We start from the raw sequence: 19909 nt of genomic DNA, 5'->3' as shown, positions 1-19909 counted from the left end.
AGACCAGGAAACACATAAAGAAAAAAAGAAGCGTTGCATTGAGATAGGTTGTTGAAATATTGGAAAACTCAACATCTAAATATAAGAGGATGTTCATCCAAATCATGCAAAATACAAAGAAAAGAATCCAAGCAAGCCTCTCTCTTAAAAACAATAGAATCAATGTGGCACATCCTTTGTAACTGCCATATAACCTAATCCTTTTTTGGTGATAATGACATTGGTTAAAGAAAGTTCTTCCAATTTACCTCTTAAACGATTCACATTAACGGTTAAAGTATTGTCATTAACAAAACGTTCATCGTCCCATAATTTTCGCATTAAATCATCTCTGGATACAATTTGGTCTTTATGCTCTAAAAGTATACGGAGGATAAACTGCTCGTTTTTAGTGAGTTCGATCGTTTGATTATCTTTCGTAACAGAGCTCATTGAATAATCGATTGTTGCGCCATTCCAAATAACATGCTCTACGGTTTCTTCTGTATAATCATAGGTTCTTCGCAAAATGGCTTGTACTTTTGCTAGTAATACATCCATATTAAAAGGTTTTTGGATATAATCGTCTGCACCCATTTGCATCGCCATCACCATATCCATTGGCTGATCTCTTGATGATAAAAATAGAATCGGTACTTTTGAGATGGAACGTATTTCACGACACCAATGGAATCCATCAAAAGCGGGCAACTGAATATCGATAATAACAAGCTGCGGCTGGATTTTATGAAAGGTGCTAATCACATTTTTAAAATCGTTAGGCACTTCCGCTTGCATATCCCACTGTAAAAAATGCTTTTGGATGAGTTTAGAAATAGCCTCATCATCCTCTATTAATAAAATATTGAATGTCATAGGAGGACTCCTTATTAAGTATTCTTCCATAATCATAACAAAAAACGATCATGCAAACTAGAAAGACTCCACCTTATCTTCCATTGAACGATTCGATTTGTCAGCTATTTTTGGCTTCATCTGCTACGACAGTAAAACCTTTTCCGTTAATAAGGCCTATCAAACGATACAAAAAAGCCTTCTTATCTTTAAAATAGATAGGAAGGCTCGTTTTTTATGATAATTTATATTGTTGAATGCTTTGTTGTAACTCTTCCGCTTTTTCTGTTAAATCTTTTGAAATATCATTAATGTCATCGAGAGTTGTCACTTGTCCATGAACAGAATCATTGATCTGTTGGATCTTATCAGCGGTATTTTCAGATGTTGAAGACACATGATTCACATTTGCTGCCACTTCCTCTGCAGAAGCAGAGATTTGTTCAGTTACTGCAGAAATATTCGAAATACGATCTGTTATGTTTACAACCGCTTCCGTAATTTTGCTGAAGCTTCCCCCCGCTTCTTCTAGAAGTCTCACACCATCTTGAACATTTAAAAGCCCTGTATCAACTGCTTTTTCTACACCTTTTGTTTTACTAACGATACTTTGTGTTATTTCAACAATTTGTTCCACTGAACGATTCGATTCCTCAGCTAATTTTTTTACTTCATCTGCTACGACAGCAAAACCTTTTCCATGTTCTCCAGCTCGTGCCGCTTCGATGGCAGCATTTAACGCTAAAAGATTGGTTTGATCAGTCAATTCGGTAATAATATTCGAAAACTTATTGATGTCATTTATTTCTTTATTCAATTCATCCATTAAATCTCGAACTTGTTGCGTAGATTGATGAATAACAGCCATTTGTTCGTTTGCATTAGTTATTGTCTGAATCCCATCCTCTGCCAATGTCTGCGTCGTCACCGCTTGATCTTGCAAACTGGATGTTTCTTCCGCAATTTGTTGTACGCCAATGGCTGTTTCATTGGTTGCTTTGGAACTATCCTTTGCCGAATCAACATTTTCAAGCACTGCTCTAGTTATATTGTCAATTCGATTTGAAATGGAATTTGATAACTCATCAACTTGTGTCACATTGCTTTTCAACTGTTCAGACGTCGTAGCGAGCATCGCTGAATTTTCCTTTGTATTTCCAATTAAAGAACGTAGAGACTTTTTAAGTTCTTTAAAGGACTCCGCCAGAATTTTTATTTCGTCCTTTGTTTTTACTGAAATATCTTGACTGGTCAAATCTCCTTTTGCAAGCAGTTGTACCTGATGAGTGATCTTCGTCAATGGCTGAATGATTCGATGTCTTAAATAGAATACCTCTACAAAAACAACAAAACACAATACGCCAATCATCGATAACATGAATTCTTTCGTATGTTTAGAACTTTGCGTTGCTTCATATTTTACTTTATCAACAGATTTTAATTTGTCTTTTTTTAATTGATCCATATAATCAAGTAATTGATTGCTTACATCATATGTTGCGCCATAAGCAATATCCTTAGCCGTGTCCTTTTGTTCATTGTTTATATTTTGTATGACTTTTTGATTATAGCCCATAATATCACTTTGCGCGGTCTTCGCTTTAGCTATGGTTGTTTGATAGCTTTGACCGATTTCTTTTGAAAGCTGCTCAATGGATGCGTTCGTTTCTTCTAATGTTTTTTCAAGTTTTTGCTGATTGTCATAAGATGGATCAGCTAAATATGTACGATTATATAATGTTTGCAAAGCAATATTTTTTCTGATATCTCCGATTTGTACAATTTGTTGCATTTCTGTATCGATGATTTTTGTATAATTTCCATTCATTCTGCTTAACTGGATAACACTAATGATGATAATGATAATACTCAGCGCATTGATAACGCTATGTGAAACGATTAACTTTACCCTTAAATTCATAATGATCCCTAACCCCTTTTAAAGATGTATTACAGATAGTATATAATACCTATTACCATGTGTCAAAACTCATTTTTTCTATATTCGCTTAATGCTTTTAGATTATTTTTTATATATAGACTATCGAGGTATATAAAAATATTTAAATAATTCATTTTTTGTAGAAGTACAAAATAGACAAAATTCATTTTTTAAAACAGTTATGAATATCAATGTCATGCTATAAGTTTCAAGGAGTCCTTATATATCAACATTTTAATGGCTTTGCTCTTTTAAGACCAAAAAAACCTTAATGACTTTTAAAACCATAATATTGTAAACGTTTTCTTTTTATTTATGATGGAATAAAGAAAAAATAAATTTTGATAGAAAGAAGGCGAATTGATGAAATTCAATTTTAAGAGTCTAACATTTCAGGTGATTACAGCCATTATCATTGGGATCGTTGTTGGGGCCATTTTCCCTGAATTCAGTGTACAGCTGAAAATATTAGCAGATGTTTTTATTAAATTGATTAAAATGCTGATCGCACCCATTATCTTCTTAACAGTTGTCATTGGTATCGGTAGCATGGGCAATTTAAAGAAAGTCGGTAAAATTGGTGGAAAAGCATTAATCTATTTTGAAGTTGTCTCAACCATTGCACTTGCGATTGGCTTAATCGTTGTACACGTCATTAATCCTGGACATGGGTTAGATACATCCGCAGCAAAAGGTGGAGATGTTTCTGCTTATACAACAGCTGCTGCTGAAACAGAACATGGACTAGTACCATTTATCATGAGTATTGTGCCTGATAACTTCTTTGGCTCTCTAGCAGCTGGACAATTATTGCCTGTATTGTTTAGTGCCGTTCTTTTTGGAGTTGCTGCCGCTTCTCTTGGTGAAACTGTAAAACCAGTGATGAAACTATGCGAACAAGCTTCAGAAATTTTCTTTAAAATCATCAATATGGTGATGAGGCTGTCGCCGATTGGTGCATTTGGTGCAATGGCCTATACAATCGGTAATTTTGGTCTCGAATCATTAAAATCTCTCGGTCTATTAATGATAGCCGTATATATTACGATGTTCTTGTTCATCGCTTTAGTACTTGGTTCTATTGCCAAATTCTATGGCTTTAATATTTTCAAATTCATCGCTTATGTCAAAGAAGAAATTTTCTTAGTTGTCGGCACTTCTTCTTCAGAATCAGCACTCCCATCCATGATGCGTAAGTTGGAGAATTATGGATGTTCCAAACAGGTTGTAGGTCTTGTGGTGCCAACCGGCTATTCTTTTAATCTTGATGGTACTTCCATCTATCTTTCAATGGCCGCTATGTTTATCGCACAGGCATATGATGTTCCAATGTCTATTTGGCAGCAAATCACTTTACTTGGTATTTTAATGTTAACGTCTAAAGGTGCTGCTGGCGTAACAGGTTCTGGTTTTGTGACACTTGCCGCTACATTAGCTGCTTTCCCAATGATCCCAGTTGAAGGGATCGCATTATTAATCGGTGTCGACCGCTTTATGTCTGAAGCCCGTGCCGTTACAAATCTTATTGGGAATGGCGTAGCTACAGTCGTTATTTCAAAAAGTGAAAAAGAGTTTGATCCTACTGGTGCGCAAAACCGTGCAATCGATGGAGAAGCAAGCACTTCAGGGAAGCCAGAATATATTGCGTAACAAGGAACTATCACAGCTTAATATTTTATCCCGCATTAAGAGGCAGTAAGACCCCCACTACTGATGGAGGCTTTACTTTATCTAAAAGCGATCAGATCAAATTTGACTGAGCAGTGTATACAGTTCTATATTTAGAATACTTAGACGACTTTTTAGCAAGGAGAAATTTGTACTCTTATGATCACCAATGTACTATAATGTAGTATATATTTTGGACACCTGCGCCATGAAATGAGGGAATGCTATGTCATCAGATAAACAACCATCACAAGTTTCTTCTGAAAACAAACAATATTCAACAGAAGAAATGATGCAAGAAATTCAAAGATTGGCAGGACTATTATTAAAAGAGGACATCACTGAGGAAGAATATTTAAAAGAAAAACAAAAGCTTCTCCATATGCTGAAATAATTTGGAACGCGGAATCTTTCTTTATTCCCCCACTACTTGTGCTTGAAGCAAAGGTCTTACTGTGGAATAAAGATTCATCTCAGGCTTTAAAGAAGGTCGTGTTATTCAGAAAAAGGCAATCTTCCATTCATTTAAAATCAGAAGATTGCCTTCGTTTATATGATGGCATTTACGTTTATGTAAACACAATGTGAAGATTAGCCATTCGAGCAGATTTTCACCATTTATGATGAATGTCAATACATATATCCCCTTATCAATGAATAGCACTAGCTATTTGGTTGTCAACTTCTTTTTCAATATCAAGTATTGAATCTGTTGGCTCAAATCTTTTTATAACCTCTCCATTACTTGCGACCAAAAATTTGGTGAAATTCCATCGAATATTATTTCCAATTAAGTATTCTGGATATTCTTCTTTTAATTTCATCTTTAAAACTTTTTCTTCAATCGATTCATCACTTAATTCTCGATAAGGTACTTCATGCTTTAAATAATTAAATAATGGAACGGTTTTATCCCCATTAACTTCTACTTTTTCAAACATTGGGAATGCAACACCATAATTGCGTTGGCAGAAAATATTTGAGTCTGTTCCATCTTCTGGATTTTGATCGCCAAACTGATTGCACGGGAATCCAAGTATGACAAAATCTTTAGCTTGATAACGATCGTATAGTTTTTGAAGTTCTTCAAATTGATATGTAAATCTGCATTTACTAGCTGTATTTACGATGAGCATGATCTTTCCTTTAAATGTTTGCATTGATAAAATCTCACCATTAGGTTTTTGAACCAAATAATTATATATACTCATTCAGAATCCTCCAATGTAATCAATATGCACTAATTATACATAATCTTTGATAGGAGAATCAATTTAATGAACTTATTATCTACAACCCGATGAACAGGAGTTTATAAGCCATGGCTAAAATAACGATTATACGCAGCATTATTATATCCTATCAGGTTTCTTAGATGAATTCGTCAAATATACAACTGCTTTTGTATCAGTATCGATGATAAAAGGTTCACCACTGTACTTCACCTTGAAAAAGCCAATTGTTATTGTATAATATTTATCCCATTTATCTTTGAAATAATATCCTCGTAAATAATCAGAACATGCACCTGTTGCGGTAGCTTTTGGTTGATGTTTAGTAATATTATTTTTATTACTATCAATTACAATCGCACATGTCTTCCTAAACTCATAATCATCTTTTTTTAACTCAGCATGTGCCTTTTCTGGAATTAATGTGATGATTAATAATGCCGCCATGCTTGTCCCTAAAATCATTTGACCTAGTTTTTTTAGATTCCGTTTCATAAAATCACCTCTACTATATTGAGAATACTCTATTTACAAAACTTCACAACAAACAGATACCCATTTTAAAACCGCTTCACTCCTTGTCCATACCGATGGTCAATCACAGCACCTTTGTCATGTTATACCAGACTTCCCCACCATGTTTAGATTGAGAAATTCCTTTGTTCTCATAGCCATGCTTCTCATAAAAACTGATTAATCTTTCTAGACATGTTAAAGTAACCGCTGTGCGATTCTTCATCCTCGCATTATTTTCGAGATATGCTAATAACACTGTGGCAATCCCCTTTTGTTGATGTGTGGGATGGACAGCTAATCCTAGAATACTTTGAACTCCTCCTGTTTTGGGATTTTCCTTTGTTTCACTAAAAAGGTCATCTGTAATATATGTAGTTTCCATTACAGGGCCGTTCACATATCCTCTAATTTCTCCATCTTCCTCTGCTACTAAAAAGCTATCTGGGATCATGTGGATTCGGTTAACAAATGCTACGTCCGTTGCCGCTTCTTCCTTTGTGAAGCAAAGTTTCTCTATTTCCATTATTTGATAAAGTGAAGCTTCCATCAGTGGGGGTTTTCTTCACCCCCCACTGATGGTTAGCTAAACCAATCGGACTTTTAGGGGCAGTTGTTCCCCCACCTATCTTTCTCGTTTCTCTCTAAATCTTGAGGTGGGGGGTCTTACTGCCCATTAAAGCGGGATAAAAGTCTTCTATTTTTACTGGTCGGATGATCAATTTTTGCACCTCATAGATTTTCAAATAGTGTCCTTGAATTCTGCAATACTTCCTGTTCTTTTTGTCGCATGAACTGCTCCATAAATGCCCAATCAGGTTCCCCTTGCTTGACTGGCAGCATAATTTTTTGAGCATTCATACGTGTTGCACTAAACTTATAGCCATAGGCATACTTTTCCTTTTGCTGAAGAATAATGGTTTTCAGAAAGAGGTAATGATATTTATTGGCATGATCGATTTGAAGTTTTATCCGTTTAACATCATCAGAAAAAATAGCTTCGTACGGATGATAGTGATTTTCAACAACACTTCCATTGTAGTTGACACCTAATACATTTTCATCTAAGCTGCTGTTGACATCTGAAGTCCATGCAGTAATACCATTATTACCATCTGTTGCACCAACAAACGGCCTAGAACCTTCATGCATATCTTTTTTAGTAAGGCGTACACCACTTAGGATATCGAAGTATTTTCGATCTCCTAAACTGAATTCTCCCCAATCGGCATCCAACAAGCTATGTTTATCTGTGATATTATTTGAATGAGGAAGTTGTATTTGATTATTGATTTGCTTGGTTTTCATATGAATATAATACTCCATGAATTTCCAATCTGGCTCATCATGATCATCTACTGGCAGCATGATCCTTTTCTTCTTCAGTCTACCAAGAGTCGCTCCATTACCGCCCCAACTTAATGTTTCCAATTGTTTCTTGATAAGTGGGATCAAGAAAAAAGCAATTTCTTTATTCATCACTGGCGTTTTTAATATTTGAATATTTTGTCCAGTATAAAAATCATAAGGTTGATAAAAGACCGTCTGTGTATCAAGACCGATACTAATCACATTTCCTTTATTCATCTGTTGTTTTTGTTTGGAAATAAACATATCTAAACCGTTGTTTTTATCAGAGCGAGTAATGTATGGATGTAACTTTTTTGTTGTATGAATGAGTTTGTTTTTATCAACACCATTTAATGTGGCATGCAAATCGAATAACTCTGTATCCCCAAGAGAGAACTCAGCCCATTTATGGCTATTTAAATCAATGCTCATCATCTGAATCACATCCTTCAAATAAGTATCCTCTTCCATGAGAATACATGTCAAATTGGAATGTTAAATAATCTGCTATTGTCGTTTCAAAGTCTTTATCTGTTGGTAGCTCATCATTAAAATAATAGAAACCGTGTAGCCATTCATCCTCTGGCTCAATCGTCGTTTTTACGATAAATCTAGTATTATCGTCCGCATTACCCTTTAACACATCTAGCAAATGTTGGCGCTTACTTTTTTCCGAGCCATTCCCCATCAGTCCAACATGTTTTCTAACCTCATAGCCATCATCAGTAAAATCAACAAAGTTTACACGTTTTTGTGGGTCATGCGGAATACCGGATGTAAAGATACAAATGCAAGGATTCACGCCAACACTATGAAAAGTACTCGTATTGAGCGTAATAACAGTTTCTAAGGTGTTTTTCTCAAGTATTTGTTTTTTATATTGCTTTTCTTCTTTTGATTTCCCTACCATTGTACTAATCGGCACAATGGCTGCTAGTTTCCCATTGGGCTTCATCATTGCTAAAGCATGTCTAATAAAATTGATCTCGCTTAGATGTTTTAGATTTTTCGTCTTTGCTTGACTATAAGCAGGGTTCATCAATACTTTAGTAATCAGATTACCTTGCAGATGTTCCTTATCTTCAACGTGGAACATATCACCTTTAATAAGGTTGGATTTACCATCACCGTGAAGGATCATATTTGTTGTTGCAATCGTGAAAAGCTTTGCCTGCAACTCAATTCCAAACAAGTGATGTTGTTTAATCTCACGGATCTGTTCTTCTTTCTCAGAATGAGATAAACTTTTATTGTTTTCAACATCTGAAATCATACGTTGCATAGCTGAGATTAAGAAAGCACCTGTGCCACAAGCTGGATCCAATACATAGTCAAAGGGTTTAACATCGATCAATTCAGCCATTAGTGAAGTGATATGTCTTGGTGTCAATACGATGCCTAGTGTGTTGCCATCGCTACTACCATAGCGAACAAACTCTCCATAAAAATTCCCCAAAATATCGATGTCATTGTTAGACTTGATCAAATCCACTACTTGATCTTTTAACTTGTTAGCGTAGTAGTGAAGCGGTGTCATATTTAGGCTAGAATTGATCGTATTGAGAATTGGATCTGTTCGAATAGACCGAAATGAATCAAGCAGTACGCCATATTTTTCGTATCGCCCGTTCCAATCTAGATTTTCGATGAATGTTTTAATCGCGTTAAATATTTTATCCCCATCACGCTGTCCCTCTTTGTCATAGCCCCTTAACTGTTTTAGGTCAAACGTTTCTTCTTCTAATGCCAATAAGATCGCACTAATGACTGTGGCTTTACGTTCCCCTTCAAGATTCCCATAGTTTCGCAGATCTTCATGCAGCTCTTTTGCTACCTGTTGAACTTCACGTAACTCACGTTCAATTTTTGGCATCTCGCCGTCTATAGCTACTCGCCAGTATTCATCAATATTCGTTTCTGAAAAATCATCGAATGATTTGACATCATCTAACTTACGGATTTCTGTATCCGTCACATAATAGGGTTGGATTTGATAATAATGTGAGGTGCCAGTAACCCCTATTGCAATTACTTCTTTATAGTTGATCTTTTTATCAATGATGAGCTTGGCAAAATGAACAGCCCCATTTACAGCGTATTCGCTTCTTGCTGGAAGAGTGGTATCTACTTGACCATCTTTTAGAGATTCTAACTTGTCATTGGACAATTTGCGCTGAACGATAAATAAATGGTTTCCACTGACAAAAATAAACTCTGCTTTTTCTCCCATTAACGTAGATTGGCTTTCCCCATTTAGAGCTTGATCTATTTCATTGATATTCGTTTTTGGATATGTATAGCTGATGCCCGCATGATCTAAAAAATCTTTTACTAAGAAATCTGTATCTCCTTCCAAATCAATGGTTTGATGGTTTTTAGAACATGTATTTTGTTTAATCATGGTGTACCCAACTCCCTCACTTTTTGACTACTATTATTGTATCAAATTAGTTAAAATTAAGGAGCATTGAATTAAAGAACTCAACAATCATCTATAAAGTAAAGCTTCCATCAGTGGGGGTTTTCCTTATTCTCCAGTGAGGGAAAGGAACTCAGGTTAAAAGCGCCACGTCCTATGGCAACACCTGAGTGACCAACATCCTGTTGTCCCGAACCAATCGGGCTTTTACGGGCAGTTGATCCCCACCTATCTTTCTCGTTTCTCTCTAAACCTTGAGATGGGGGTCTTACTGCCCGTTAACGCGGGATAAATTTGAAAAACTTGCTGCGAGTCAAAATTTTTCTTAGGTATAAAGTCAGTCACCCCAAATATGTTGCTCAAGTGAGAACAAAACAACCACACAAGGTCTTTGATACCAAGTGTGGTTGTTTTCGCTTATTCTTCATCATAGTCAAATTTATCAACATAAAATCAGGAAAGTTACATTTAAATCCATCTTATTCCAAAAAAATCATGGAACTGCGTGACGGAATTAGGATTTTCAGGACCTGTAATTTTTTTTAAACGTTCCACAATACCCTTTTCGATAACTCATCTAGCTTGAGTGCTTGTTTGACAAATGTCTTATCCACTTCAATGCCACGGTCATTGATGATTGGTTCAAGTAATATTCTTGCCTGATTTCCTCGCTAAACGGAATTTTGATAGTTTCATTCTTAGCCTTGTTTTTGCGACACCAATTTATCGATATCATCAAATGCATTTTCTAAACGTTCCACATGGTATAATTCGTACATATCATAGATTAAGTTCGTCAAATCCAGAGAATCCCACTGCTCAAGCACTTTCTGAGCAGTGGTTTTCTTGTTTTCCGCATATCGCTCAATAAGATAGATGAAAAAATCAGCTTGTTTACTCATCTTCATCACTCCTTAAATATTGCGAGTTTCGAGGATTACCTGTAACTCGTTCACTTTCCCACATGTCAAAAACAATACGTGGACTCAACTTATAAATTTCAAGTTCAGGATCAATTAACATCTTATAAGTTTCTGACTTAAGAAAAGAACGAATGGCCTCCATATCATTAAAGCCATACTTTTCAATCATTAATTGCGTAACTTGTCTGTCAAAGAAATCAATTGTTCTTGCAGGAATTTTGGTCATCTAGGCTCACTCCTTTCAAATATCAATAAATCAAGTGCCTTAACTGTTAAGAAAGCATATTGATCAGTCAAGTTTTGAGGTAGTAAACGTCGTACCGCTTCTTCCTTTGTATATTTATCATCTATATAATCATCAATCACAGGCAAAGTCGAGTCATTTGCAACTGGACCAATCACTAAGTCATAAGGATTTTCAAGTAGTTGTTCTTTACGGTTATTTACAACAAAATCCAGCCAATCTGCATCAGCAGTTTTAAATTGGAGTATGTTTAATTCACTTATTTTTGATTTATCGATTGTGTAGATGTTCAACGTAGGTTTTCCGGTTCTTCTCCGACGCGAAACAATTTTTGCCCATCTTGTTGCTTGTTCTTCACTTGAAGTTAGATAAAAACCAGCTCCAAAGTCCAATGCTCGTAAATTAGGTCGAATTTTTGGATGCATAACTTCTACATTACTTCCATGGAAAAGTTTCAAATCTTTATTCCTCCTTTTGTACAATCTAATTTTTCGTTTAATCAACAAGGAAGTTTTTCCTTAATTATACCATTAAACGAGCAATCCAATTCATTTTGCAAATCAATCTTGTTCTAAGATAGCAGTTCAATTAGCGCATATTTTCCGCTTGTATTCAAAGCTAAAAAATGAATGGATGCAGTCATCAGAACATTCAAATTGTTGATAACTACACTAGGTGGTTAATATATCCATGCAAGAATACGAAAAAGACATAGCCGAAATATTCAGCCATGCCTTTTTCAAAAGATATAAATTTCTTATTGAACGTACCAAATTGGTTGCTTTCCTTTTAACATTAAAAACAAACACAATTTATATTAAAAACACTTGTTATATCAAAGTCTATCTATATATTCAATACTTTATCCAAGAAGTCCTTCGCACGTTGAGTGGATGGATTTTTGAAAAACGCTTGTGGAGCTGTATCTTCGATTAACTGACCATTGTCTATAAAGAAAATTCGATCAGCCACTTCACGAGCAAATCCCATCTCATGCGTGACGATCAACATCGTCATCCCTGTTTTCGTTAAAGATTTCATAACATCAAGAACTTCTTTTACCATCTCTGGATCAAGCGCTGATGTTGGTTCATCAAATAACATAATATCTGGTTGCATTGCTAAAGCTCTTGCAATCGCAACACGTTGTTTTTGACCACCTGATAGACGGCTTGGATATTCATCCTTTTTATCATATAAACCAACTTGCTTTAAAAGCTCTTCACCACTTTTTTCAGCTTCTGCTTTCGTCAGCTTTCTTACTTTCATCGGAGCATATGTTAGATTTTCCATGACCGTTTTATGCGGGAACAAATGGAAATGCTGAAATACCATGCCTACTTTTTCACGGACCTTCATCAAGTTTGTTTTTTTCTCTGTCACATCTTGACCATTGATGATGATTTTACCACTAGTCGGTGTTTCGAGTAAGTTGATGCATCGTAAAAAGGTTGATTTACCTGAACCAGAAGGACCGATGATTGCGATAACCTCGCCATCTTGAATCGTTGTTGAAATACCTTTTAGCACATCGTTTTTGCCATACGATTTATGCAAATCTTGTACATTAATCACCTATTCTCATCCTTTTCTCAACCAATTTACCAGCATATGATAGCACTAACACGATCAAATAGTAGATGACCCCAGCAATGAGCAATGGCTCAATATAGTGGAATGTCGCACCACCCACAATATATGCACGGCGCATTATATCTAAAGCACCGATTACCGTCACGATGGCTGATTCTTTTGTCAATGAAATAAATTCATTCATTAAAGCCGGAATAATATTTTTTAACGCTTGTGGCAAAATAATATCTTTCATCATACTAGCATAAGAGACACCTAAAGCTTGTGCTGCCTCGCTTTGGCCTTTATCAACTGCCATTATGCCACCTCGAATGATTTCAGAGATATAAGCCGCTGAGTTTAAAGAGAAAGCAAGAATAGCGGCAGGCATAGGTTCAATCTCAATATTCGGGAACATTTGCGGAATCCCCATGTAAATGATGATCAATTGCAAAACAAGTGGTGTACCACGAAATACAGAAGTATAGAAATCAGCCAGCCATTTAAGGAATCTGATGCCACTCAATTTAACAAGTGACAGCAAAACCCCGAGAATAAAACCTAATACACATGCAATTGCTGCAATTTCTAATGTAACGACAATCCCTTTAATGATATAAGGGATCGATGGCATAATTGGCGTAAAATCCAAATTCATCTTTAGAACCTCTTTCTCCTGTTACTCAACCTTGAACCATTTTGCTCTCATTTTATCGATTTCTCCAGCATCATCTAATTCTTTTACAGCTTTGTTGAATTCTGTAACCAATTTACTGCCTTTAGGAAATGCTGCTGCCTTTTTTTGATTTTCAACGCCTTCAATGGCTGAGTATTTTAAATCATTATTTTGCTTAACATAGTTTTTGGCAACGATATCTTCTAGCACGATGGCATCAAGTCTTCCAAGTTTCACTTCTTGTATCAATTCAGGTACACGGTCACGAGTTTCTACTTTTACAGTTTTTAATTTATCCTTAATCGTGTTTGCTGTATCTTCTTCAATAGAAGAAACTTGTGCACCAATTTTTTTACCTTTTAAATCATCAATGCCGTTAAAAGTAGCGCCTTTTTTCGTAATAATATAATCTACTGTATCGTAATACGAATCCGTGAAATCTACCACTTTCGCACGTTTTTCGTTTGGTGTAATACCAGCCATGGCAAAATCAATTTTTTTAGATTGTACAGCTGGGATTAAACTATTGAATTCCATATCTTGAATTTTCAATTGATAACCCATTTTTTTCGTAACTGCTTTCGCTAAATCTACATCAAATCCGATGATTTCATCTGATTTTGCTGAATCGATATATTCAAATGGGGCAAAATCTGCTGATGTTCCCATTACTAATACTTTTTTGTTGTCTTGATCATTGTTGTTGTCAGTCGCAGTTTTATCTGAATTAGATCCACATCCTGCTAGTGATAGTGATAATACAGCGGCTGCTGCAAATAACCATTTCTTTTTCATACTAAAAAGCTCCATTCTATAGTTGTTTATATATATTCTCTCATCGAGTGCTCAAATTATTGCATAATAATACGGGTAAACTGCAAATCATGAATATATATGAATTAATATTTATAAATATAATAACATAAATTTTTAAAAACTAAAGTCTTTTTACGTAAGAATGTGCTTTTTTTCGAAAAATATGATATGAATTTTCATTTGAAACGTAAAAATAATATCTTTGTCGAATAAAATCAATTAAATACGAGATTTTTGTCGTTTTTCCTTATTCCTCGGGCAATATTTATTTTTTTGAATATTTCCTATCTTGTGTGAGTTTTGATTTATTCAACTATACAGTTTTAAAATGAAAAAACCAAAATGCTGATAAATCAACATTTCAGTTTTGTTATAAATGGATCAACCTGCCTAGCTAATACATATACTTATTTCAACAAGTATCTAATATGGTGAAGCCCCACTTGAATAGTTCTTTATTTTCCAACCGTTAACAACATTTCGCGAATCGTTTTACATGCAACGGCTGTCGATGCACCAGATGGATCATAGGATGGAGATAATTCTACGACATCTGCTGCAACAATATGGTTTAACTTTTGTAATTGCTGAATACCAATTAATAGCTCTTTATACGTTATACCACCCGGTTCAGGTGTTCCTGTCCCTGGAAATGTACCGGGATCTAGTACATCCAAGTCAATCGTAATATATGTAGGAACATTTTCTAGCTTTTCTACCACTTCACCTAAAGTATCAATCGTAAAGCGCTCCATATAAGTATGTTCTTTGGACCATTCAAATTCTTCTTTTAAACCTGAACGAATACCAAATTGAAAGATTCGTCCATCTCCCAAAAATTCATGACAACGACGAATAATGGAGGCATGCGATAGTTTTTCTCCCATATATTCTTCTCGCAAATCAGTGTGTGCATCAATATGGATCACATGCAAATCTGGATACTTTTCATAAACTGCTTGAATAGTTGGATAGCTGACTAAATGCTCTCCCCCAACCATTACAAATTTTTTGTTATCAAAAACAAGTGAACGACTAAATGTTAAGATTTCATCCATTGTTTTTTGCGTATTTCCAAGAGGCAGTTCTAAATCTCCACTATCATAAATAGCGATCTCTTCTAAATCACGATCCAAATAAGGTGAATAAGTTTCTAATCCATAGGAGTCCGGGCGAATCGCTTGCATCGCAAAACGAGTGCCCGGTCTAAAGCTTGTCGTCCCATCAAATGGAATACCGAAAAGTACAAGACTAGACTCTTCATATTGATGGTCACATCCAATGAATGTTGATACATTTAATGGCTTATTTTGCATATGTTAATTACTCCTTCATTTGCTTCGATGTTTTTATATGGATTCAGCAAAAAACTCCCATCTCTATAGGTGGTGGGATGAATGCTGTTTTTCCTAATTCAGCAGATGTGCAAATGCCTGCCGAATCAAGATAAAGCCTCCGGCGGATGTCACGGATTTTGAAGAGGAGTTTTTCGAGCAAGCTCGAAAAAAATCCGGACGCAATTACGCTGGAGGCGTAATTGATGGTTTCACTACCGTAATATGATGCTTTAAAGCAGATTCGGTCAGAACATTACCGAATGTTTTAGAGTAGTAGTGATATTGTTGAATAACATCTTCTGATATTAATTCTCCTGGAATGACAAGTGGAATACCTGGAGGATAAATCATCAACAAATCCGCACTGATTTTTCCAAGTGCCATATCGATTGGTAACAATTCATGCTCGGCATAGTATGCATCCCTTGGACTCAACAATAATTTATTGGGATGAGTAGGTGTTACATTGGTCGAATAGATCGGTATTTTTCTGCCGTATAAACGATCGATCTCACAAAGGGCATATACTAATTTTTTCAACGATTCCTCATCATCAGCTGTCGTAACCACAGCCATAACTACATAGCCTTCAGCTAATTCCATTTGAATTTGGTACTTTTCTTTTAGCAGTGTATATACTTCAAAACCTGTTAACCCGCTGTCGTTCACACGAATCACCATTTTAGTCCAATCATAAGCATGCATATTCTGTTTTTTTACATAATCATTTTTTAGCACTTCAAAGCATGTATGCTGTTCGATATCATGAATTGCCTTTTCTACAAGTGGTTTTAAATCTTTATAGCGATCATACCCGTACAATGCAAGGTCATGTCTTGCAACGTCTAAGGAACTCATCAATAGATAGTTCGCACTTGTTGTCTGTAACATGTTCAACGTTTTTTGCATAGTTTTCGCTGAGACACGGCCTTCATTCAAAAATAAAATCGAACTTTGAGTCAGCGATCCTCCTGTTTTATGCATACTCATTGTAACGATATCGGCACCTGCGACAATTGGATCTATTTGACCTGGCATAAATGGCAGATGTGCACCATGTGCGCTATCCACAATCACAGTAATATCCCGATCATGCGCTAACCTGCAAATCGCCCTTAAATCATTCATCGAACCAAAGTAAGTCGGATATGTTACTAAGATTGCTTTTGCTTCCGGATATGCGGATAAAGTTTTCGTCACACTTTTTACTGAAATCCCATGTGAAATCCCGAAGTGTACATCTACTTCTGGTTCAATAAAAACAGGTTTTGCCCCACTTAAAATTAAGCCATTCATAACGGATTTATGACAATTCCGAGGCACAATTAATACATCATCAGGTTTACAAGTAGCTAAAATCATCGCTAAAATACCTGATGTTGTACCATTCACTAAAAAGTATGCTTGATCTGCCCCAAAAGCATTGGCCGCCAGCTGCTGTGCTTCTTTAATAACCGATTCGGGATGACTTAGTAAATCTAACTCTTTCATGGAGTTGACATCCATTTTCATCGTCATTTCACCAAGTATATTTTTTAAGGGACTTGCCTGCGCACCCATTTTATGACCAGGAACATCAAAAGGTGTTACATCCTTTTTGGCATAATCTACTAATGTTTCAAATAATGGCATTCTTTCTTGTGCTTGAGCAAATTCTCTGATTTGGGTTTGTTCTTGAATGCTATTCATTATTCAATGCCCTCCACAATCGATTTGCGAACTAATTTTGAATAATAGGGTGTTGAAATCATTTCAAGAATATGATTTGTAAAATATTTTTGAATTTTATGAAAATATAATTTCAAAACAAACTTAGATGGCAATAAAATAAAAACAGTCAATATTAAACACCTCAACTAAAAAATGTTATTTTTAGCATAGAAAAAAGCTCTCCAACCATTAGAAGGAAAGCTTCGATTAGTATCAACTGCTTATCCTCTTATCGTTCACAAAACTTCGTACATTTTGCGCTCAGGTTGAGCCCCAAAATCTGATTTTGATCAGTCTGGTTTGCCACCGTATCTTAGACCCCTCGTCTCAACGGTTATTAATAAGAGCAACTTTATTCATGCTGAGGCTAATAATAATTGATTTCACGAAAACTGTCAAATCGTTTTTGGGGATAAATTTCAGTTTTGAATGATCTAATTATTGTGTAATTTAAAAATTAAATATGTATAAATTAAAACTGTTCTATTCAGTTTAGGACTTATCTAAATAAAAAAGCGACTAAGTTTCTCTATTCAGAAAAACCTGCCACTTTTAAAATACGTTTATTTATTAAGGATTATCATTAATTTGCTAATAATTAACTGTAATTTTCTGTGATTAAATAATTTTGAACAGCTGATACAGATATACGTCAAAATCTATACTGTTATACTACAGTATCTTTTAAAAAAATGCTTCAAAATTTTTTATTAAGTATGTTGATAATCTAATTTTGCACACAAAATATAGTGTATATGCTGATTTTCGCTACGGCTTGCTCGCTTTTCCGAATGCGAACGCTCAGCCGCTTCGGGGCAACACGATGTTGATCCAAAAGTCGTTGCCACAGGAAAAAAGATATGGATTCGTTTATGTCATCAAATATTGCAATTGATCTGCATAGGTTAGAGAAGTTGGATTCCAATTTCGTTTCTGACATTCAAGCATGGTATAAGAAAAACCTATTTTACGAATAAATTCAATAAATTTTCCATCTAACCATGGTGGCGTCCAAGCACCTGAACGACAAATATGAATAGCTGATATTTTCGTCTTTTCATCTAAATCATTTATTGTTGGATATTCAATATGATATAATTCGTTCATTTGTTGGAAATTTTCAGGCTTTTCAGCCGTATATGGACCATAAATGATATGGGCTTCTTTTACTTTTTTGTTTTTTAGTAATTTTCCTAACCAGTTTGCACAATTCAACTCAAACTCAAGAGATGGTAGACCCCCGTAACCCAAATCAGAATGAGCGTCAAAAAGGTATACATTATCACAATTATACATCTGTGCAATTTTATAAGATAAAGCATGTGAATCTGAAACAAATATATGAACATGCGAATCAAACTCAAAAATTTTCTTCATCTTCCCCCAAAACTCATCGGCCTCTTCAGAAAGTTGATATCGTTTTTGAAGATCTTTACCTTCCGATTTAAATTGAAAATATCGCTTATACCACAAATCATTTACTGTTTTTTTGTTTTCAATAGTTGATACACAATTTTTGTTGTCTAATGAAATAAAATAATCCCAATCTATTGATAATAAATTGTTTCCCATGATAACCACCTCTAATAAGTTCGTTCAATCATAGATTATCTATTTCGTCATTTTATTAGCCATTGAAGTCATTGAGTGCTATATCTTTTATAAGCTAATTGTAGTTCTTAACAAATTTAAAGTCAATTTATCCATATATAAACAATTAAAGGATGTTCGTTAAAGTGAGGGTTCCATCAGCTGGGGTTTTCTTCCTCATTGAAATAGAGGAACGGAAGTGAAAAGCGCCACGTCCTGTGGCAACAACTGAGGGACCAACATCTTGTTGGCTCGAACCAATCGAGCGCATGCGGCAGTTATTCCCGCATCTGTCCCTATTTTGCGTTTCTCTCTATATCTTGAGGGGGGTCTTACTGCCAGTTAATGCGGATAAATAATAATAAAACAGATGATCTAAAAAAATAAGTCAGATCATCTGTTTACTGTACTAATTTTTTGAGATTTGTAAAAGACAGGCTAATCGTTGATCGTAATTTTGTGTTCATAAAGTTCTCCTGGAAATTCAATAGATAAAAATGATAACAAAGAATGGCTTAAATCGCGTGGGATGCAAAAGTGGACGTTGTTGATGTGAGTATGCCGACCGAGCTTATAAATGCTCTCAAAGAGGGAATCCTTAGAATAATGCTGATGATCAATACGTTCTCCCACTTTAGAAACATACTCCACAATATAAAATCGATCGTCCTTATGAATGTTGAGAGTTAACAAAAAATCACTTCCTTTCGGTAGTTTCACTATTTACATTAAATAGTAATTATATTATATCATAAAGCAGAATTATTGTGACACTAATAAGCGCTATTTTGTTCTATATAGCATAGAATCCCTGATAGGATCAATCTTCAGGCAATACAAATATAAATTACTTTGCCCCACTCTTTAATGTTCTATTCGGACCTTTGCCAATCATGCATCAAGCACATCTCCACTACTTCAATCCAGCTATAGCCAAGAAGTTTTCAAAAAGAAAATGCGATCCACATACAAAAAGCACAGAATACTGATTAAACAACATTCTGCGCTCTGTTTATCATGATAAAACGGAATCTCTGCTTTTTAGACAATACATTCCTATTTTATCACTTTTACTTCAATTAT

The 19909-nt window shown here is 35.3% G+C and carries 20 protein-coding genes; 2 read left to right on the top strand and 18 right to left on the bottom strand.

Features of this window, described 5'->3' with window-relative positions:
- Positions 1–159: 159 nt before the first annotated feature.
- Both FEZ13_RS04135 and FEZ13_RS04130 read right to left on the bottom strand, forming a co-directional pair.
- Positions 160–855, bottom strand: coding sequence for a response regulator transcription factor (locus FEZ13_RS04135; RefSeq protein ID WP_146548661.1), 696 nt, complete (start codon positions 853–855; stop codon positions 160–162).
- 214 nt (positions 856–1069) lie between these two features.
- Positions 1070–2755: a methyl-accepting chemotaxis protein gene (locus FEZ13_RS04130; RefSeq protein WP_146551572.1), complete on the bottom strand. Its 1686-nt coding sequence runs from the start codon at positions 2753–2755 to the stop codon at positions 1070–1072.
- A gap of 384 nt (positions 2756–3139) precedes the next feature.
- Between FEZ13_RS04130 and FEZ13_RS04125 the strand changes: the two genes are divergently transcribed.
- Both FEZ13_RS04125 and FEZ13_RS19350 read left to right on the top strand, forming a co-directional pair.
- Positions 3140–4426 carry a dicarboxylate/amino acid:cation symporter gene (locus FEZ13_RS04125; RefSeq protein WP_146551571.1) on the top strand — a complete coding sequence of 429 codons (1287 nt, stop codon included), beginning with the start codon at positions 3140–3142 and terminating at the stop codon, positions 4424–4426.
- A gap of 244 nt (positions 4427–4670) precedes the next feature.
- Complete coding sequence (locus FEZ13_RS19350; RefSeq protein WP_186725759.1) at positions 4671–4838, top strand: hypothetical protein; 168 nt, start codon at positions 4671–4673, stop codon at positions 4836–4838.
- A gap of 256 nt (positions 4839–5094) precedes the next feature.
- Here FEZ13_RS19350 and FEZ13_RS04120 read toward each other — a convergent pair whose 3' ends face one another.
- The 16 genes from FEZ13_RS04120 to FEZ13_RS19340 form a co-directional block, all read right to left on the bottom strand.
- A complete protein-coding gene (locus FEZ13_RS04120; protein WP_146551570.1) occupies positions 5095–5655 on the bottom strand; it encodes a glutathione peroxidase in 561 nt (186 codons plus the stop codon).
- A 141-nt stretch (positions 5656–5796) separates the two neighbouring features.
- The gene (locus tag FEZ13_RS04115; protein ID WP_146551569.1) at positions 5797–6171 is read right to left on the bottom strand and encodes a hypothetical protein; all 375 of its coding nucleotides are present in this window, start codon (positions 6169–6171) and stop codon (positions 5797–5799) included.
- Between the two features lie 103 nt (positions 6172–6274).
- A complete protein-coding gene (locus tag FEZ13_RS04110; RefSeq protein ID WP_146551568.1) occupies positions 6275–6739 on the bottom strand; it encodes a GNAT family N-acetyltransferase in 465 nt (154 codons plus the stop codon).
- A 182-nt stretch (positions 6740–6921) separates the two neighbouring features.
- Positions 6922–7974 carry a restriction endonuclease subunit S gene (locus FEZ13_RS04105; RefSeq protein ID WP_186725758.1) on the bottom strand — a complete coding sequence of 351 codons (1053 nt, stop codon included), beginning with the start codon at positions 7972–7974 and terminating at the stop codon, positions 6922–6924.
- Complete coding sequence (locus tag FEZ13_RS04100; RefSeq protein WP_146548655.1) at positions 7961–9940, bottom strand: N-6 DNA methylase; 1980 nt, start codon at positions 9938–9940, stop codon at positions 7961–7963. Before FEZ13_RS04100 ends, FEZ13_RS04105 begins: the two co-directional genes overlap by 14 nt.
- A gap of 716 nt (positions 9941–10656) precedes the next feature.
- The gene (locus FEZ13_RS04095; RefSeq protein ID WP_146548654.1) at positions 10657–10860 is read right to left on the bottom strand and encodes a DUF3791 domain-containing protein; all 204 of its coding nucleotides are present in this window, start codon (positions 10858–10860) and stop codon (positions 10657–10659) included.
- Entirely contained in the window at positions 10853–11107 is a 255-nt protein-coding gene (locus FEZ13_RS04090) for a hypothetical protein (protein ID WP_146551566.1), read from the bottom strand. Before FEZ13_RS04090 ends, FEZ13_RS04095 begins: the two co-directional genes overlap by 8 nt.
- Entirely contained in the window at positions 11104–11583 is a 480-nt protein-coding gene (locus tag FEZ13_RS04085) for a DUF3990 domain-containing protein (protein WP_146551565.1), read from the bottom strand. The genes FEZ13_RS04090 and FEZ13_RS04085 overlap by 4 nt, the downstream gene beginning before the upstream one ends.
- Positions 11584–11971: 388 nt before the next feature.
- Complete coding sequence (locus FEZ13_RS04080; RefSeq protein WP_146548652.1) at positions 11972–12700, bottom strand: amino acid ABC transporter ATP-binding protein; 729 nt, start codon at positions 12698–12700, stop codon at positions 11972–11974.
- A complete protein-coding gene (locus FEZ13_RS04075) occupies positions 12693–13355 on the bottom strand; it encodes an amino acid ABC transporter permease (protein ID WP_146548651.1) in 663 nt (220 codons plus the stop codon). Before FEZ13_RS04075 ends, FEZ13_RS04080 begins: the two co-directional genes overlap by 8 nt.
- A 21-nt stretch (positions 13356–13376) precedes the next feature.
- Positions 13377–14168, bottom strand: a complete 792-nt coding sequence (locus FEZ13_RS04070; protein WP_146548650.1) for a transporter substrate-binding domain-containing protein — start codon at positions 14166–14168, stop codon at positions 13377–13379.
- 476 nt (positions 14169–14644) lie between these two features.
- Positions 14645–15505 carry an agmatinase gene (gene speB / locus FEZ13_RS04065; protein WP_146551564.1) on the bottom strand — a complete coding sequence of 287 codons (861 nt, stop codon included), beginning with the start codon at positions 15503–15505 and terminating at the stop codon, positions 14645–14647.
- 204 nt (positions 15506–15709) lie between these two features.
- Positions 15710–17215 (bottom strand): aminotransferase class I/II-fold pyridoxal phosphate-dependent enzyme, encoded by a 1506-nt coding sequence (locus tag FEZ13_RS04060; protein WP_146551563.1) that lies wholly within the window; start codon positions 17213–17215, stop codon positions 15710–15712.
- On the bottom strand, positions 17215–17367 hold the full coding sequence (locus FEZ13_RS19345) for a hypothetical protein (RefSeq protein WP_186725757.1): 153 nt from the start codon (positions 17365–17367) through the stop codon (positions 17215–17217). The genes FEZ13_RS04060 and FEZ13_RS19345 overlap by 1 nt, the downstream gene beginning before the upstream one ends.
- 739 nt (positions 17368–18106) lie before the next feature.
- Positions 18107–18808: an arginase gene (locus FEZ13_RS04055; protein ID WP_146551562.1), complete on the bottom strand. Its 702-nt coding sequence runs from the start codon at positions 18806–18808 to the stop codon at positions 18107–18109.
- Positions 18809–18953: 145 nt separating this feature from the next.
- Positions 18954–19097, bottom strand: a complete 144-nt coding sequence (locus FEZ13_RS19340) for a hypothetical protein (RefSeq protein WP_186725756.1) — start codon at positions 19095–19097, stop codon at positions 18954–18956.
- Between the last annotated feature and the right edge of the window lie 812 nt (positions 19098–19909).

The organism is Rummeliibacillus sp. SL167 (assembly GCF_007896505.1).
GTDB lineage: Bacteria > Bacillota > Bacilli > Bacillales_A > Planococcaceae > Rummeliibacillus > Rummeliibacillus suwonensis.
Note: the sequence above shows the minus strand (reverse complement) of the source record. Positions and strands in the feature narration are given on the sequence as shown.

Bases quoted from the DNA above. Each gene is read 5' to 3' on its own strand.
- FEZ13_RS04135 (WP_146548661.1), bottom strand. From the start codon at position 855: ATGACATTCAATATTTTATTAATAGAGGATGATGAGGCTATTTCTAAA.
- FEZ13_RS04130 (WP_146551572.1), bottom strand. From the start codon at position 2,755: ATGAATTTAAGGGTAAAGTTAATCGTTTCACATAGCGTTATCAATGCG.
- FEZ13_RS04125 (WP_146551571.1), top strand. From the start codon at position 3,140: ATGAAATTCAATTTTAAGAGTCTAACATTTCAGGTGATTACAGCCATT.
- FEZ13_RS19350 (WP_186725759.1), top strand. From the start codon at position 4,671: ATGTCATCAGATAAACAACCATCACAAGTTTCTTCTGAAAACAAACAA.
- FEZ13_RS04120 (WP_146551570.1), bottom strand. From the start codon at position 5,655: ATGAGTATATATAATTATTTGGTTCAAAAACCTAATGGTGAGATTTTA.
- FEZ13_RS04115 (WP_146551569.1), bottom strand. From the start codon at position 6,171: ATGAAACGGAATCTAAAAAAACTAGGTCAAATGATTTTAGGGACAAGC.
- FEZ13_RS04110 (WP_146551568.1), bottom strand. From the start codon at position 6,739: ATGGAAGCTTCACTTTATCAAATAATGGAAATAGAGAAACTTTGCTTC.
- FEZ13_RS04105 (WP_186725758.1), bottom strand. From the start codon at position 7,974: ATGATGAGCATTGATTTAAATAGCCATAAATGGGCTGAGTTCTCTCTT.
- FEZ13_RS04100 (WP_146548655.1), bottom strand. From the start codon at position 9,940: ATGATTAAACAAAATACATGTTCTAAAAACCATCAAACCATTGATTTG.
- FEZ13_RS04095 (WP_146548654.1), bottom strand. From the start codon at position 10,860: ATGAGTAAACAAGCTGATTTTTTCATCTATCTTATTGAGCGATATGCG.
- FEZ13_RS04090 (WP_146551566.1), bottom strand. From the start codon at position 11,107: ATGACCAAAATTCCTGCAAGAACAATTGATTTCTTTGACAGACAAGTT.
- FEZ13_RS04075 (WP_146548651.1), bottom strand. From the start codon at position 13,355: ATGAATTTGGATTTTACGCCAATTATGCCATCGATCCCTTATATCATT.
- FEZ13_RS04070 (WP_146548650.1), bottom strand. From the start codon at position 14,168: ATGAAAAAGAAATGGTTATTTGCAGCAGCCGCTGTATTATCACTATCA.
- speB (WP_146551564.1), bottom strand. From the start codon at position 15,505: ATGCAAAATAAGCCATTAAATGTATCAACATTCATTGGATGTGACCAT.
- FEZ13_RS04060 (WP_146551563.1), bottom strand. From the start codon at position 17,215: ATGAATAGCATTCAAGAACAAACCCAAATCAGAGAATTTGCTCAAGCA.
- FEZ13_RS04055 (WP_146551562.1), bottom strand. From the start codon at position 18,808: ATGGGAAACAATTTATTATCAATAGATTGGGATTATTTTATTTCATTA.
- FEZ13_RS19340 (WP_186725756.1), bottom strand. From the start codon at position 19,097: ATGCGCTCGATTGGTTCGAGCCAACAAGATGTTGGTCCCTCAGTTGTT.